General features: G+C 68.3%; 13 protein-coding genes. 6 read left to right on the forward strand and 7 right to left on the reverse strand.

Annotation, left to right across the window (positions count from 1 at the left end):
- Positions 1 to 24 precede the first annotated feature (24 nt).
- Complete coding sequence (locus tag C0R07_RS09825) at positions 25 to 219, reverse strand: DUF465 domain-containing protein (protein ID WP_102788792.1); 195 nt, start codon at positions 217 to 219, stop codon at positions 25 to 27.
- A gap of 105 nt (positions 220 to 324) precedes the next feature.
- Here C0R07_RS09825 and ttcA point away from each other — a divergent pair, with 105 nt between their 5' ends.
- From ttcA to C0R07_RS09840, 3 genes are read left to right on the forward strand one after another with little or no spacing between them, the layout of a single operon-like run.
- Positions 325 to 1,236 carry a tRNA 2-thiocytidine(32) synthetase TtcA gene (gene ttcA / locus C0R07_RS09830; RefSeq protein ID WP_102788793.1) on the forward strand — a complete coding sequence of 304 codons (912 nt, stop codon included), beginning with the start codon at positions 325 to 327 and terminating at the stop codon, positions 1,234 to 1,236.
- Positions 1,237 to 1,286: 50 nt separating this feature from the next.
- Complete coding sequence (locus C0R07_RS09835) at positions 1,287 to 2,192, forward strand: recombination-associated protein RdgC (protein ID WP_070472680.1); 906 nt, start codon at positions 1,287 to 1,289, stop codon at positions 2,190 to 2,192.
- 57 nt (positions 2,193 to 2,249) lie between these two features.
- The gene (locus C0R07_RS09840) at positions 2,250 to 3,038 is read left to right on the forward strand and encodes a M48 family metallopeptidase (protein ID WP_070472676.1); all 789 of its coding nucleotides are present in this window, start codon (positions 2,250 to 2,252) and stop codon (positions 3,036 to 3,038) included.
- Positions 3,039 to 3,153: 115 nt separating this feature from the next.
- Here C0R07_RS09840 and C0R07_RS09845 read toward each other — a convergent pair whose 3' ends face one another.
- On the reverse strand, positions 3,154 to 4,026 hold the full coding sequence (locus C0R07_RS09845; protein ID WP_070472673.1) for a methylglyoxal synthase: 873 nt from the start codon (positions 4,024 to 4,026) through the stop codon (positions 3,154 to 3,156).
- 174 nt (positions 4,027 to 4,200) lie between these two features.
- Here C0R07_RS09845 and C0R07_RS09850 point away from each other — a divergent pair, with 174 nt between their 5' ends.
- A complete protein-coding gene (locus tag C0R07_RS09850; protein WP_070472669.1) occupies positions 4,201 to 4,497 on the forward strand; it encodes a hypothetical protein in 297 nt (98 codons plus the stop codon).
- A gap of 83 nt (positions 4,498 to 4,580) precedes the next feature.
- Here the strand turns inward: C0R07_RS09850 and C0R07_RS09855 are convergent, their stop codons facing one another.
- The 3 genes from C0R07_RS09855 to C0R07_RS09865 all read right to left on the reverse strand — a co-directional run bounded on the left by C0R07_RS09855 (position 4,581) and on the right by C0R07_RS09865 (position 11,131).
- The gene (locus C0R07_RS09855) at positions 4,581 to 6,026 is read right to left on the reverse strand and encodes an FAD-dependent oxidoreductase (RefSeq protein ID WP_102788794.1); all 1,446 of its coding nucleotides are present in this window, start codon (positions 6,024 to 6,026) and stop codon (positions 4,581 to 4,583) included.
- A 127-nt stretch (positions 6,027 to 6,153) separates the two neighbouring features.
- Positions 6,154 to 10,608 (reverse strand): glutamate synthase large subunit, encoded by a 4,455-nt coding sequence (gene gltB, locus C0R07_RS09860; protein ID WP_102788795.1) that lies wholly within the window; start codon positions 10,606 to 10,608, stop codon positions 6,154 to 6,156.
- Between the two features lie 166 nt (positions 10,609 to 10,774).
- Positions 10,775 to 11,131, reverse strand: a complete 357-nt coding sequence (locus C0R07_RS09865; RefSeq protein WP_254427818.1) for an I78 family peptidase inhibitor — start codon at positions 11,129 to 11,131, stop codon at positions 10,775 to 10,777.
- Between the two features lie 179 nt (positions 11,132 to 11,310).
- Here C0R07_RS09865 and C0R07_RS09870 point away from each other — a divergent pair, with 179 nt between their 5' ends.
- Complete coding sequence (locus C0R07_RS09870) at positions 11,311 to 12,375, forward strand: DNA topoisomerase IB (protein ID WP_019184130.1); 1,065 nt, start codon at positions 11,311 to 11,313, stop codon at positions 12,373 to 12,375.
- Positions 12,376 to 12,384: 9 nt separating this feature from the next.
- Here the strand turns inward: C0R07_RS09870 and C0R07_RS09875 are convergent, their stop codons facing one another.
- Positions 12,385 to 12,726, reverse strand: coding sequence for a hypothetical protein (locus C0R07_RS09875; protein ID WP_102788796.1), 342 nt, complete (start codon positions 12,724 to 12,726; stop codon positions 12,385 to 12,387).
- A gap of 207 nt (positions 12,727 to 12,933) precedes the next feature.
- On the opposite strand from C0R07_RS09875, the gene C0R07_RS09880 reads away from it, so the two are divergent.
- A complete protein-coding gene (locus tag C0R07_RS09880) occupies positions 12,934 to 14,055 on the forward strand; it encodes an SDR family oxidoreductase (protein WP_070472659.1) in 1,122 nt (373 codons plus the stop codon).
- Here the strand turns inward: C0R07_RS09880 and C0R07_RS09885 are convergent.
- Positions 14,012 to 14,416, reverse strand: coding sequence for a beta-lactamase family protein (locus tag C0R07_RS09885; RefSeq protein WP_146027594.1), 405 nt, complete (start codon positions 14,414 to 14,416; stop codon positions 14,012 to 14,014). The two genes, C0R07_RS09880 and C0R07_RS09885, sit on opposite strands and share 44 nt — an antisense overlap.
- Positions 14,417 to 14,479 lie beyond the last annotated feature (63 nt).

Genomic DNA, 14,479 nt, shown 5'->3' on the forward strand with positions numbered 1-14,479 from the left:
ACAGCAGCCGACCAACGGTCGGCGCTACGCCGGTTCGTCTGGAATCAGCATGTCTTCCAGCTTGGCGATGCAGTCCTTCAACTGCAGCTTGCGCCGCTTCAGGCGCTTGGCTTCCAGCTCGTCGTCGCCATTGGCGGCCATGCGCAGAATCTGGTCATCCAGCGCACGATGCTCCTGCCGGAGCAGGGCAAGGCGGGCACTGATATCGGTGGGTGTCATGGTGTCCACAGGCTCCGAGCATACACATCCGGGATGACCGCCGGGAGTGAACGCAGTCACTTCCTGGCACCTGTGAGGGTGCGCCTCAGCCGGTAGAATGAAGGGATGAGCGCTGCCGTCATCCGCCTGCCCGATCCCGTCCCGCGCGCCCGCGATCCGCGCGCGCCCGGCGGCATGCAGGACCGCCTGGCGCGGCAGCTGCGGCGCCAGGTGGGCCAGGCCATCGCCGACTTCGGCATGATCGAGGCCGGCGACAAAGTGATGGTGTGCCTGTCCGGTGGCAAGGACAGTTACACCCTGCTCGACATCCTGTTGCAGCTGCAGAAAAAAGCGCCGGTACCGTTCGAACTGGTCGCGGTGAACCTGGACCAGAAGCAGCCCGGCTTTCCCGAGCAGGTGCTGCCCACCTACCTGGCCTCGATCGGCGTGCCGTTCCAGATCATCGAGCAGGACACCTATTCGGTGGTCAGCCGGGTGATCCCGGAAGGCCGTACGATGTGTTCGCTGTGCTCGCGTCTGCGCCGTGGTGCGCTGTACCGGCATGCGGCCGAACACGGCTTCACCAGGATCGCGCTGGGCCACCACCGCGACGACAGCGTGGCCACGTTCTTCCTCAACCTGTTCCACCACGCCAAGCTCTCGGCGATGCCGCCCAAGCTGCGCAGCGACGACGGCCAGCACATCGTGATCCGCCCGCTTGCCTACGTCAGCGAAGCGGACATCAGCGCCTACGCACAGGCGCGTGCGTTCCCGATCATTCCCTGCACGCTGTGTGGCAGCCAGGACACCCTGCAGCGCCGCCAGGTGGAGCAGATGCTGCAGCAGTGGGAGCGCGACCAGCCCGGCCGCATCGACCAGATCGCACGCGCGCTGGGCAACATCCACCCCTCGCAGCTGGCCGATCCGGCGCTGTTTGATTTCATGGCACTGGGGCGCGCCGCGGCCGCCCCGCTGCCCGACCCGCCGGCCTGGGCCGGCACTGCCCACGACCCCGGGCACGCCCCTGGCCCGGCCTGAGCCACGCCGGTGCGCCCGCCCTCCCTTTCACGCTCTTACTCTGGACGTCCATGTTCTTTCGCAACCTGACGCTGTTCCGCTTCCCGACCGCCACCGATTTTTCCGACGTGGACACCCTGCTGCCGCAGGTGCTGCTCAAGCCGGTCGGTCCGCTTGAAATGAATTCGCGCGGCTTCATCTCGCCGTTCGGCCGTGAAGAAAAAGCCGTGTTCTCGCACCGCGTCGGCGATGCGCTGTGGCTGACCGTCGGCGGTGAGGACAAGATCCTGCCGGGCGCGGTGGTCAATGATCTGCTGGCCCGCAAGCTCGAGGACATCGAAGAGAAGGAAGGCCGCAAGCCCGGCGGCCGCGAGCGCAAGCGCATGAAGGACGATCTGCTGCACGAACTGATGCCGCGCGCCTTCGTGAAGAGCTCGCGTACCGACGCGCTGATCGACCTGACCCATGGCTACGTGGCGGTGGACTGTTCGAGCAGCAAGAAGGGCGAGAACATGATGTCCGACATCCGCGGCCTGCTCGGCAGCTTCCCGGCGATGCCGTTGAACGCCGAAGTCGCCCCGCGCTCGATCCTGACCGGCTGGATCGCCGGCGAACCCCTGCCGACCGGGCTGAGCCTGGGCGAAGAGTGCGAGATGAAGGACCCGGCCGAGGGCGGCGCGGTGGTCAAGTGCCAGCACCAGGAACTGCGCTGCGACGAGATCGACAAGCACCTGGATGCCGGCAAGCAGGTCACCAAGCTCGCCTTGGTGTTCGAGGACAACCTGTCCTTCGTGCTGGGCGATGACCTGATCGTGCGCAAGCTCAAGTTCCTGGATGGCGCGCTGGACCAGCTCGAGCATGCCGACGACGACGGCCGCCGCGCCGAACTGGACGCCCGTTTCGCCCTGCAGAGCGGTGAAGTGCGCCGCCTGTTCCTGCTGCTGGAAGAGGCCTTCAAGCTGAGCAAGGCGGACTGACCGGTACCGATCAGTCCCCAGTCATGCGCCGGTCACGGCCGGCGCTATGCTGTACCCATGTCCGGATTCCTCCGCCGCCTGATTTCGCCGGCTGTCAGCACGCTGCAGCGCGATACGGTACGGCTGCGCCTGGAGGATGCCGAGATCGACGTGCTGCGGGTGCGCGATCCGCGGGCGCGCCGGATCAAGCTCAGCGTCGATGAGCGCGGTGTCCGGCTGACCCTGCCGCCGCGCGCCAGCCTGGTGATGGGCGAGCGTTTCCTCGAGCAGCATCGCGGCTGGTTGTCCGAACAGCTGCGCGGCTACCAGGCCACCAACCTCCCGCCACCGCTGGTGATCGGCGAGCCGGGTGTGTTGCCGTTGCGCGGCGAACTGCTGCCGCTGCGCTGGGAAGCCGGTCGGTACGCCACGCTGCGCGTGGACGAGCGCGGTGCCTGCCTGCACTGGCCCGCGCGCGGGACCGACGCCACCCTGCGCCGCACCCTGCGCGAGTTCTATGAAGCACAGACGCGTGCCGACGTCGGCCAGTGGCTGCCGCGCTACCTGCCCGGCCTGCCACGTGCACCGGCGCGGCTGCGGCTGAAGGTGATGTCCTCGCAATGGGGCTCGCTGGCGCCGGACGGCAGCATGGCGCTGGATCTGGCCCTGGTGCTGGGGCGGCCCTCGGCCTTCGAGTACGTGCTGGTGCACGAGCTCTGCCACCTGATCCAGGCCAATCACTCCCCGGCATTCTGGGCCGAAGTGGAGAAGCGCTTCCCGGCGTGGCGCGCCGAGCGGGATTACTTCCAGCTCGAAGGGCGGCGCCTCAAGGCCACGCTGCGGCAGCTGCTGACCCCGACACCATAACGGCCGCGGCAACGCGTGCTCTACCGGGTAGTGCCGGCCGCTGGCCGGCTCCTCATCAAACCCACCCTCGCGCGATTGCCGGCCAGCGGCCGGCACTACCGGTGCGACGGTTCCGTCAGTTCCCCTCCCGCAACGCCGCCGCCTGCGCCCAGCGCGCCGCCACGCGCGGCGCGGTGATGCACACGGCCTGATCGGTCACGGTGGTGACGGCACGCTCCAGCAGCTGGATGTCAGCTTCGTGCTGGCGAGCCACGTGCGGGTCCTCGAAGAAGATCGCGCGCTGGCAATGGCCTTCCAGCACGCGGTCGGCGATCTGCGCATCACCGCCCATCGGGCCGCTCTGGTAGCGCGTCACCCATTCCTCGCCCTGTGGCCAGCCGCGGCTCCACGCCAGTTCATTGAGGCGCTGGCCGGTAGTGCCGGTGCCGACCCGGTTGCGGAAGCGTGACAGCACCTGGAAATGCTCGTCGGCGAAGGCCAGCATCGACGGCTTCATCGCGTCGTGCGCGATCAAGGCCAGCGTGTGCTGCTCGAAAGCGTGCAGATCATCGGCGCCCGGGTCCGGCGCGAGGCCGGCGTGCAGGCGCTCGACTTCCACCCAGTCGCGCGCGGTGGCGACGGTGGAGATGAAGGGTTTGCCGTGGATCACGCACTGGCGCTTGAGCGCGGTCGCTTCGGGAAAGACCGAGGACGGGTCGACCGGGTCCATCAGATAGATGGCACCGTCCAAGGTGCGCTCCGGCGTGCCCATGCCCACCACCTCGGCGACCAGCTTCATCAGGCCGCCCTCGCGCCCATTCGGGTAGCGGCGCAGCGGCGCGAAGTCCTGCAGGAAGCCCAGCCGCTGGATAGCATCGAAGGTGCGCCCGACCGCATGCAGCTCGACGCCCAGTTCGCGCAGGCCGGTATCGCTGGCGCGCAGCCAGCGGAACAACGCGGCGTGCTTGTCGTGGTGGTGCAGGCGGTTCGCGGCCAGGCCGATGCGCATGAGGGCAGTCCAGAGAGAGACCGCGCCAGTGTAATCCGCCCAGGTTGCGGGGAAGCAAGCGTCGAACAGTGATGGAGATCACGCGTCTTCACGCAGTTTCGTAGTTGTTGCATGGTCTCGGGAGGGGCCGTATCCGACAGTGGTGGTCGTCCGTCAATCAGGAAACCCCCTGCCATGACCCTCCCCCCTTCCCCCGCCGTCTCCTCATCTTCGCCAGCCGCCTCGGAGACGGGCCGCCGCATCCGCGCGCTGGCCATGGTGCTGCGCGAGGCGCCCCAGGCCGATGCCGAGGTGCTGCTGGCCGGGCTCGCGCGCATGCTCGATGCGCACATGGGCCGCGGCCACGATGATGTGGTCAGCAACCGCCGCATCCGCGACCAGCTGGACAACATCGAGCTGCTGATGGCACTGGAGATCGAGCGCGCCGGCGTGCGTCAGACGCCGGTACCGGTGGTATCGCGCGCCGCCTGAGCGGCCGCACGCGCAGTACGTGAGGGCCCGGGCGCGAGGCGACGCGCCCGGCATCGCCTCACCCCGGCATCGCAACGGCGCCGTTACGCCGAGAGCAGCTGCACGATGCTGCCGGCCGCGTCGCGGCCCTCGGCCACGGCCGTCACCACCAGGTCCGCGCCGCGCACTGCATCGCCACCAGCGAACAGGCGCGGGTGGGCGGTCTGGAACGGCAGGCGACCACTGCCACCGGCCACGATGCGGCCGTTGTTGCCGGCCTCCACGCCCTGCTCGGTCAGCCAGCCCGGCGCACTCGGCGAGAAGCCGAAGGCGATGATCACCACGTCCGCTTCCAGCAGCGATTCGCTGCCGGCGATCGGCACCGCGTTGCGGCGGCCCTGTGCATCCGGTTCGTCCAGATGCGTTTCCACCACCATCACGCCGATCACTTCATCGTCCGCGCCGGCCTCGATCGAGAGCGGCTGGCGGTTGAACAGGAAGCGCACGCCTTCCTCGCGGGCGTTGGCCACTTCGCGCGCCGAGCCGGGCATGTTGGCCTCGTCGCGGCGGTAGGCACAGGTCACCTTGGCCGCGCCCAGGCGGATCGCGCTGCGCACGCAGTCCATGCCGGTGTCGCCGCCGCCGAGTACGACCACGCGCTTGCCTTCCAGGTCGGGCAGGGCGATCTGGTCTTCCCAGCCGGCGATCGGCCGGCCGTGTGCGTCGCTGCCACTGACGATGCGGCTGTTCTGCACCAGGAACGGCAGCGCCGGCAGCACGCCCTTGAGGTCCTGGCCGAGCAGGCCACCATCGGTATAGCGGTACGCGCCGGTGCCGACGAACACCGCGTCGTACTCGGCCAGCAGCGCATCGATGCTCACATCGCGGCCAATCTCCACGCCGAGGCGGAACTGCACGCCCATGCCCTCCAGCACGTTGCGGCGGCGGCTGATCACCGATTTGTCCAGCTTGAAACTGGGGATGCCGAACTGCAGCAACCCCCCGATCTGTTCGTAGCGGTCATACACCACCGCCTGGACGCCGGCATGCGCCAGCTTGTCGGCACACGCCAGCCCGGCCGGGCCGGCACCGATCACCGCCACGCGCTTGCCGGTGGCTTCCACCGCGCTCATGTCCGGGCGCCAGCCGGTGGCCAGCGCGGTATCCACGATGTACTTCTCGACCGCGCCGATCGTGACCGCGCCGAATTCCTCCAGCGTGCAGCTGCCCTCGCACAGGCGGTCCTGCGGGCACACGCGGCCACACACTTCCGGCAGCGGATTGGTCGAGTGGCACAGCGTGGCCGCTTCGTGGATGCGGTTCTCCTGCACCAGCTGCAGCCACTGCGGGATCGCGTTGTGCACCGGGCACTTCCAGCTGCAGTACGGGTTGCCGCAATCCAGGCAGCGCCCCGCCTGGAACTGCGCGTCTTCCTTGCCGAACTTGCCGTACAGCTCGCCCCAGTCGCCGGAGGTGCGCAGTTCGACCGGGATGCGCTGCGGCATCGTCCGGGGCAGATCGAGGAACTGGAAAGCTTGCTTGCGGCTCATGGGTGGGCCCTGCGGTGATGAGTTGCCGGCCAGCGGCCGGCACTGCAATGTGAGGTTGCCGGCCAGCGGCCGGCACTACAGCGGTGGGATGTGCGGCGCCGGCGTGGGGCCGGCGCCTCGACCCCGGTCAGGCGGCGCGGCGCAGCGAGTCGGTCAGCGATTCGATGCTGGCGGCCTTGGGTTTGACCAGCCAGAACTTGCCCACGTAATCGCGGAACTCGTCGAGGATCTGCTGCGCCCAGATGCTGCCGGTCAGTTCGCGGTGGCGGCTGATCAGCGTATGCAGATGCTGGCGATGGTTCTCGAAGCCCTCGGCCGAGATGCGGTGGATGTCGATCAGCTCGTGGTTGTAGCGGTCCACGAAATCACGGTCGATATCCAGCACGTAGGCCAGGCCGCCGGTGAAGCCGGCGCCGAAGTTGAGCCCGACCTTGCCCAGCACCAGCACGATGCCGTCGGTCATGTATTCGCAGCAGTGATCACCGGCGCCTTCGATCACCGCCAGCGCGCCGGAGTTGCGCACGCCGAAGCGCTCGCCGGCGCGGCCCGCGGCGAACAGCTCGCCGCCGGTGGCGCCGTACAGGCAGGTGTTGCCGATGATCGCGGTGTTGCGCGCCTCGAAGCGTGCGCCACGGGGCGGACGCACCACCAGGCGGCCGCCGGCCATGCCCTTGCCGACGTAGTCGTTGGCTTCGCCTTCCACTTCCAGCTGCAGGCCACCGACGTTGAACGCGCCGAAGCTCTGCCCGGCGGTGCCACGGAAGCGCAGCGTCAGCGGTGCATCGGCCATGCCTTGGTTGCCGTGCGTGCGCGCGATCTCGCCGGACAGGCGGGTGCCGATCGAGCGGTCGGTATTGTGGATCAGGAAGCGGTGTTCGCCGCCGAGCTTGCCGGCGATCGCCGGGGCCAGCAGGCCATCCATCTGCGTGGCCAGGCTGTCCGGCGATTCGTACAGGCGCTGCGCGGCGCAGTGGCTGCCGGCGTACTCGGCCGGGTTGAGCAGACGCGACAGATCCACCTTGACGCCCGGGCGCGGCGAGACGTCCAGCTGCTGCAGCAGGTCGGTGCGGCCCACGATCTCGTCCAGCGAGCGCACGCCCAGGTAGGACAGCCAGCCACGCACTTCTTCGGCCAGCAGGCGGAAGAAGTTCTCCACGCGCTCGGGCAGGCCGGTGAAGTACTGCGCGCGCAGGCGCTCGTCCTGGGTGGCCACGCCGGTGGCGCAGTTGTTGAGGTGGCAGATGCGCAGGTACTTGCAGCCCAGCACGATCATCGGCGCGGTGCCGAAGCCGAAGCTGTCCGCGCCCAGCAGCGCGGCCTTGATCACGTCCAGGCCGGTCTTCAGGCCGCCGTCGGTCTGCAGCAGGGTACGCCCGCGCAGATCGTTGGCCACCAGTGCCTGGTGCGATTCGGCCACACCCAGTTCCCACGGCACGCCGGCATAGCGGATCGAACTGACCGGGCTGGCCCCGGTGCCGCCGTCATGGCCGGACACGGTGATCAGATCGGCGCCGGCCTTCACCACGCCCGCGGCGATGGTGCCGACACCGGCATGGCTGACCAGCTTCACGGAGACCAGCGCGGTGGGGTTGACCTGCTTGAGGTCGTAGATCAGCTGGGCCAGATCTTCGATGGAATAGATGTCATGGTGCGGCGGCGGCGAGATCAGGCCGATGCCCGGCTTGGCGTAGCGCAGCCGCGCGATCAGTTCGTTGACCTTGTGCCCGGGCAGCTGGCCGCCTTCGCCGGGCTTGGCACCCTGCGCGACCTTGATCTGCAGCACTTCGGCGTTGACCAGGTACTCGGCGGTGACGCCGAAGCGGCCCGAGGCCACCTGCTTGATCTTGCTGCGCTTCTCGGTCCCGTAGCGCACCGGGTCTTCGCCGCCTTCGCCGGAGTTGCTGCGGCCGCCAAGGCGATTCATCGCGATCGCCAGCGCTTCATGCGCCTCGGGCGACAGCGCACCGAGGCTGATCGCGGCGGTATCGAAGCGGCGGAACAGGTCTTCGGCCGGGGCCACCTGGTCCAGCGGGGTGGGCGTGGGCGCGGCCTTGAGCTGCAGCAGGTCACGCAGCGCCGACACCGGCCGGCCATGCACGGCTTCGCAGTAACGCTGCCAGTCCGCGGCATCGCCACTGCGCGCGGCGCGCTGCAGGGTCATGACCACGTCCGGGTTGTACATGTGGTATTCGCCGCCGTGCACGTACTTCAGCACGCCGCCGACATCCGGGCGCAGCAGGTCGTTCCAGGCACGCACGGTGAGCTCGCGCGCTTCATCGTCCAGACGGGCGAAGCCGACGCCGGCCACGCGCGAGGCGGTGTCCGGGAAGCACAGGTCCACGACCTCGTCATCCAGCCCGACGATCTCGAACAGCTGCGCGCCGCGGTAGCTGGCCACGGTACAGATGCCCATCTTGGAGATGATCTTGGACAGGCCCTTGTAGATGCCCTTGCGGTAGCGGCGGCCGATCTGCGACTGCTCGCCGCCCTTGCTCAGCTGCAGGATGCCGCGCCGGCCCAGGTCGAACAGCGTCTGGTAGGCCAGGTACGGATACACCGCGGTGGCACCGAAGCCGAGCAGGCAGGCCATGTGGTGCGGGTCGCGCGCGGTGCCGGTTTCCAGGATCAGGTTGACGTCGCAGCGCAGCCCGGCGTTGGAGAGGTGGTGATGCACCGCGCTGGTGGCCAGCAGGGCATGCACCATCGGCCGGTCGGCCACCGGATAACGGTCGCTCAGCAGCAGCATGACGATGCCTTCGCGTGCAGCCGTTTCAGCCTCGGCGCAGATGCGCTCGATGCCCGCCTTCAGGCCCTCGTCCAGGCTGTAGGACAGATCGATCAGCCGGTTCTTGTCGGCGTACTGCTCCATCTTGATCAGCTGGCGCAGTTTGCGCTGGCTGAGCACCGGCGAATTGAGGATGACGTGGTTCACCGTCTCCGCGCCGGCATGGAAGATGTTGGTCTCCTTGCCGAGCTGGGTGGACAGCGACATGACGCAGTCTTCGCGCAGCGGATCGATCGGCGGGTTGGTGACCTGCGCGAACGCCTGGCGGAAATAATCGTAGAGCGGACGGCTGTGCTGGCTCAGCACCGCCATGGGCGTGTCATCGCCCATCGAGCCGGTGGCTTCCTGCTCGGTCTCGGCCAGCGGGCGCAGGATCTGCTCGACCTCTTCGGTGCTGAGCTGGAACAGCTTGTGGTAGCTGCGCAGGGTGCGCTCGTCGAAGGGCTCTTCCACCAGCGACGGATCGATCAGCTCGGTCTGCAGGTAGGTCACGCCCTGCTGCAGCCACTGCTTGTACGGCGCGCGGCCACGGTTGATACGGTCGATGGCGTCCGAATCGAGCAGGTCACCGCGCTTGAGGTCGATGGCCATCATCTCGCCCGGCCCCAGCTTGCCCTTGCGTACCACGCGCTCGGCCGGCACTTCCCACACGCCCGCTTCGGAGGCGACCAGGAAGTGACGGTCGGAGGTGAGCATCCAGCGCGCCGGGCGCAGGCCGTTGCGGTCCAGGGTACAGGCAGCATAGCGACCGTCGCAGGCCACGATGCCCGCCGGGCCATCCCACGGCTCGCTGTTGAGCCCGTAGAACTCGTAGAAGGCGGCCAGGTCGGGATCCTTGAACTCCAGCGACTGGGTCGCCGGCGGCACCAGGATGCGCAGTGCCTGGATCAGCTCCATGCCGGCGCTGACCATCAGCTCGAGCATGTTGTCCAGGCTCTGCGAATCCGAGCCGTGCATGGAGATCACCGGATCGAACTCGGCGATATCGAAGCGCGGGGTCTTCCACACCTTGCTGCGCGCCTGGGCCCAGCGGCGGTTGCCCTCGATGGTGTTGATCTCGCCATTGTGCGCGAGCATCCGGAACGGATGCGCCAGCGGCCAGCGCGGCAGCGTGTTGGTGGAGAAGCGCTGGTGGAACACGATTGCACTGGAGGCCAGGTCGTTGCGCTGCAGGTCCACGTAGAAGCGGCTCAGCTTGTCCGGCAGCACCATGCCCTTGTAGCTGATCGCATTCGGGCTGAGCGTGGTGACGTAGTAATCGGCGTGGTCACGCAGCTGCTGTTCGCTGCGGCGGCGGGCCAGGAACAGGGCCAGGGTGAAGGCAGCCTCGTCCTGCGTGGCACCGGCATCGACGAACACCTGTTCGATATGCGGCAGCGTGTCGCGGGCGAGCTGGCCGCAGACGCTGGGATCGGTGGGCACTACGCGCCAGCCGACCGGCTGGCAGCCGGCGTCGCGCAGCTGCTGTTCCAGCGTGTCGCGGCAGGCCTGTGCGGCGGTGGGGTCGTGCGGCAGGAACACCACGCCGGCGGCGAACCGCGCGCCAAGGGTGAGGCCAGCCTCGGCGGCGAGCGCGTTGAGAAACACGTCGGGACGGCGCAGCAACAGGCCGCAGCCGTCACCCGTGACACCGTCGGCGGCGACGCCGCCGCGGTGGGTCATGCGCGATAGCGCGGCGATAGCGGTGTCGACCAGCAGTCGGGACGGCTGGTCGTCGAGCTGGGCGACCATGCCGAAACCACAGGCATCTCGCTCATCTTGCGGGTCGTAAAGCCCTTGGCGGTTGCGGGGGGCCATCTCTGCCTCAATGTCGGGTGAGCGGCGACACTCGTCCCCGCTCAATCCGTTGAGCGCATCTGGAGGCACCGGATGACTCGACTAGAGCATAGTTGCTGCAACGCCGCAATACACGGTTGCAGGCGCAACCAAACCCTTGTGTTTCAGGGGTTTCCGCAGCGCCTGTTCAGCCGCAACGGACGCCGGCCACGACGTTTTTGGCATCCACTTCCACGTTCAAGCGCTCGCCGATGAACTCCATCGTGGTCATGTCGTTGGGCTTGAGCACGCGCAGGCTGCTGGCGCCGGCATCCTGCTGGGCCTGGCTGCCGAGCTCGTCGGTGTAGGGCTGGCCGACCAGGCTCTGCACCTGGGTGGCATCGCAGCTGCCGACCGGCGGGGCTTCGGTGGCTTTGCCGGCTTCGTCGGTCGGCGCGGCAGCCGCTTCGGCGGCCTTCTGTGCATCGGTGGCGACCGCTTCCTGTTCGTCCATGGGCGGTGCGCTGCAGGCACCGAGGACCAACAGGGCGGGGAACAGGGCCATCAGCCCGAAAGAACGCCGCAGGCGGCGGAACGACAAGGACGACATCGGTACTCCAGGAAGCGAGCCAGTAAACCGGGGAGGATATCGCCAAGCGCGGTGTGAGGTGTTTGTGTTGCGTTATTGACGCGGTGCCGCACCGGCAGCGGCGACACTGCGCTTCCCTGATCCGCGTCGCGTCCATGAGCCCGAGCCGCACCGTCACCCCCGAAGCCGCCGCTGCCCGCCAGGCCGGCCTGCGTTACGTCAGCGATGAACTGCCCGGCATCGCCCGCCGCAAGGCCGGCAAGGGCTTCGCCTACCGCGATGCCGACGGCGCGGCGGTGCGCGATGCGGCCACCCTGGCCCGGATCCGCGCGCTGGCCATCCCGCCGGCCTACACCGACGTGTGGATCTGCGCGCTGCCCAACGGCCATCTGCAGGCCACCGGCCGCGATGCGCGAGGGCGCAAGCAGTACCGTTACCACGCTGATTGGGCGCGGGTGAGGGGCGATGGCAAGTTCGATCGCATCATTGCCTTTGGTACCGCCCTGCCCACGCTGCGCCGGCGGCTGCGCCGCGATCTGAAGCTGCCCGGCTTCCCACGCGACAAGGTGCTGGCGATCGTGGTGGCGCTGCTGGCACAGACGCTGGTGCGCGTTGGCAATGAAGTCTATGCACGTGACAACCGCTCTTACGGGCTGACCACGCTACGCAACCGCCACCTCGCGCTGGTCAAGGGCGGCCGGGCGCAGATGCGCTTCCGGGGCAAGTCCGGGCAGGCGCATGAGGTGGATGTGGATGATCGCGAACTGGTCAAGCTGATCCGTGGCTGCCAGCAGCTGCCCGGGCAGGCGCTGTTCCAGTATCGCGATGACGATGGCGCGGTCCAACCGGTGGACTCGGGCATGGTCAACGACTATCTGCACGATGCGATGGGCGAGGATTTCAGCGCCAAGGACTTCCGCACCTGGGGCGGCACGCTGGAGGCGATCCGTCAGCTTGCCGTGACCGAGCTGCCCGAACCCTCCAGTGAGCGCGCGCTGGCAGCATTGCAGAAACAGGTGGTATGCGAGGTCGCCAACCTGCTGGGCAACACGCCGTCGGTGTGCCGCAAGGCGTATATCGATCCTTGCGTATTCGATGGCTGGCGGGCCGGCTCATTGAAGGCCCTTGCCGGCCTGCGTGGCGAGCGCCAGTGGGAACTGGCCACGCTGAAAGTACTCAAAGCCGCGCGGCGCACCGTCCGGCGTGCCCGCGCGGGATGAGCGTAGCGATCAGCCGCAATAGATCGCGGTGATGTTGTTGGTATTGCCGGTTTCGATGGTCAGCCGCTCGCCACCGCTTTCCGCACCGGTGGTGGATGGCACCGCGCCGCTGGCGGTCGGGCCGCTTTCCAGGCGCTGACCGCGCAGCAAGATCACTTCCAGGCTGTCGCTGTCCACGCGTGCCCTTTCGACGGTTGCCGCCGACGCAGCCAGCCCGGTCGCACCGCGGACCTTGTCGATATGGCACTGGCCGGAAATGACGCCGTCGATCGGCTGGACCTGCGCGACGGGGGTGCTGCTGCAGGCGGACAAAGCGAGGACGGCCACAGCCGCGGACAGGTAACGAAGCATGCGACGTACTCCATGGGAATTGCGCTCAGGGTGCATCGGCGCCCGTATGCAGCGGATGAATCCTCTACACGGTGTGGGCACGCTCCATTCACCGTGCCTGGCCGCCCGGTTGACCATAGTGGAAGTGCGCACTGCCGACACGGGATCCCCGACACGGCGCGCATTCGAGTTTGATCCACGCATCTGATCCGGCAACAGGAGTCGAGCATGGCCACGGCCAAAACCCGTAAGACCACCAAGACCCCCACCTCCCGCAAGCGCCCGCGCCCGGCCGAAGCAGCCGCGACCGCGGCCGAACCGCGCAGCCGCACCCCGGTCGTCAAAACCGCGACCCGCAAGGCCGCCGCCACCGATCCGCGCGCTGCGCGCGTGGCGGCCCGCCAGCGCCGTCTGCAGGACCAGGAAAAGGCCAAGGACGCGCGTGCGGCGAAGAAGGCCGCCAAATCCACGACCAAGAAGGCGACCCAGGCAGGCCCGCGCCGCCAGCCGGAGAAGATGCCTGCCGAACAGTTGGCCAAACCCGGCAACGAACACGCGATGCAGCTGGCCCCGCGCTTCCTCGCGCCGGATTACCAAGGCAGCGGCAAGCTCAAGGGCAAGCGCGCCATCATCACCGGCGCCGACTCGGGCATCGGCCGCGCGGTGGCCGTGCTGTTCGCCCGCGAAGGCGCCGATGTCGCCGTGCTGCACCTGGATGAAAAGAAGGACGCCAAGATCACCCGCGAGCACGTCGAGAAGGAAGGCGCCCGCTGCCTGGTGATCGCCGGCGACGTGCGCGACCCGGCGTTCTGCAACAAGGCGGTCAAGCAGGTGGTCAAGGCGTTCGGTGGGGTGGACATCCTGGTCAACAACGCCGCCTTCCAGCTGCATTGCGACCGCCTTGAAGACCTTGAGGACGAGCACCTGCAGGAAACCCTGCAGACCAACATCGGCGGTTACATCCAGATGGCGCGCGCGGTGCTGCCGCACCTGGGCGAAGGCGCCTGCATCATCAACAGCGGCTCGGAGACCGGCCTGTTCGGCAGCAAGTCGCTGGTGGACTATTCGGCGACCAAGGGCGCGATCCATGCCTTCACCAAGGCGCTGGCCAGCCAGCTGCTGCCGCGCGGCATCCGCGTCAATGCGGTTGCGCCCGGCCCGGTCTGGACCCCGCTGAATCCCGCCGACAAGAAGGCGCCGGACGTGGCCGAGTTCGGCCAGGACAGCGACATGGGCCGACCGGCGCAGCCGGAAGAGCTCTCGCCGGCGTACGTGTTCCTCGCCTCGCCGATTACTGCCAGCTACATCAGCGGCGTGATCCTGCCGGTGATGGGCGGGCCGCGCGGCTGACGGTCGGCACCGGCGCACCCGCGCCGTAGAACGCGGCGATCTGCGGAATGAAGTTCTGCGGGTTGGCCCCGACCAGGTTGGTCAGCCCCACGATGGCCAGCCCCTGGTCGGGGTAAGCAATGAACGCCGAGCGCGCGCCGCCCATGCCGGCCACCTGGCGTTGCGGGGCTCCCTGCAATACCGCCCAGCCGTCTCCCCAGGCGCCCTCACTGCCATCGTTGAGCCGTTCCGGGGTCCACATCCGGCGGGTGCTGGCGGCGTTGATCCCGGCGACATCGAACTGGCGCGTCGCCACGTAGCGGTCGTACGCCATGGCCGACTGCGCGGCGATGATCCGTGCGAGCAGTACATATGTGACCACGGCGGAATGGCACGGCCGAACGACCGTTCGTCGGCGCGCGCCATCCGGCACTTGACGACACCT

Source organism: Stenotrophomonas bentonitica (assembly GCF_002887735.1).
In the GTDB taxonomy this organism is placed as follows: Bacteria; Pseudomonadota; Gammaproteobacteria; order Xanthomonadales; family Xanthomonadaceae; genus Stenotrophomonas; species Stenotrophomonas bentonitica_A.

What these genes read in the sequence shown, in the direction of transcription:
- C0R07_RS09825 (WP_102788792.1), bottom strand. Translation starts at nt 219, where the DNA reads ATGACACCCACCGATATCAGTGCCCGCCTTGCCCTGCTCCGGCAGGAG.
- C0R07_RS09865 (WP_254427818.1), bottom strand. Translation starts at nt 11,131, where the DNA reads ATGGCCCTGTTCCCCGCCCTGTTGGTCCTCGGTGCCTGCAGCGCACCG.
- ttcA (WP_102788793.1), top strand. Translation starts at nt 325, where the DNA reads ATGAGCGCTGCCGTCATCCGCCTGCCCGATCCCGTCCCGCGCGCCCGC.
- gltB (WP_102788795.1), bottom strand. Translation starts at nt 10,608, where the DNA reads ATGGCCCCCCGCAACCGCCAAGGGCTTTACGACCCGCAAGATGAGCGA.
- C0R07_RS09840 (WP_070472676.1), top strand. Translation starts at nt 2,250, where the DNA reads ATGTCCGGATTCCTCCGCCGCCTGATTTCGCCGGCTGTCAGCACGCTG.
- C0R07_RS09875 (WP_102788796.1), bottom strand. Translation starts at nt 12,726, where the DNA reads ATGCTTCGTTACCTGTCCGCGGCTGTGGCCGTCCTCGCTTTGTCCGCC.
- C0R07_RS09835 (WP_070472680.1), top strand. Translation starts at nt 1,287, where the DNA reads ATGTTCTTTCGCAACCTGACGCTGTTCCGCTTCCCGACCGCCACCGAT.
- C0R07_RS09855 (WP_102788794.1), bottom strand. Translation starts at nt 6,026, where the DNA reads ATGAGCCGCAAGCAAGCTTTCCAGTTCCTCGATCTGCCCCGGACGATG.
- C0R07_RS09850 (WP_070472669.1), top strand. Translation starts at nt 4,201, where the DNA reads ATGACCCTCCCCCCTTCCCCCGCCGTCTCCTCATCTTCGCCAGCCGCC.
- C0R07_RS09880 (WP_070472659.1), top strand. Translation starts at nt 12,934, where the DNA reads ATGGCCACGGCCAAAACCCGTAAGACCACCAAGACCCCCACCTCCCGC.
- C0R07_RS09870 (WP_019184130.1), top strand. Translation starts at nt 11,311, where the DNA reads ATGAGCCCGAGCCGCACCGTCACCCCCGAAGCCGCCGCTGCCCGCCAG.
- C0R07_RS09845 (WP_070472673.1), bottom strand. Translation starts at nt 4,026, where the DNA reads ATGCGCATCGGCCTGGCCGCGAACCGCCTGCACCACCACGACAAGCAC.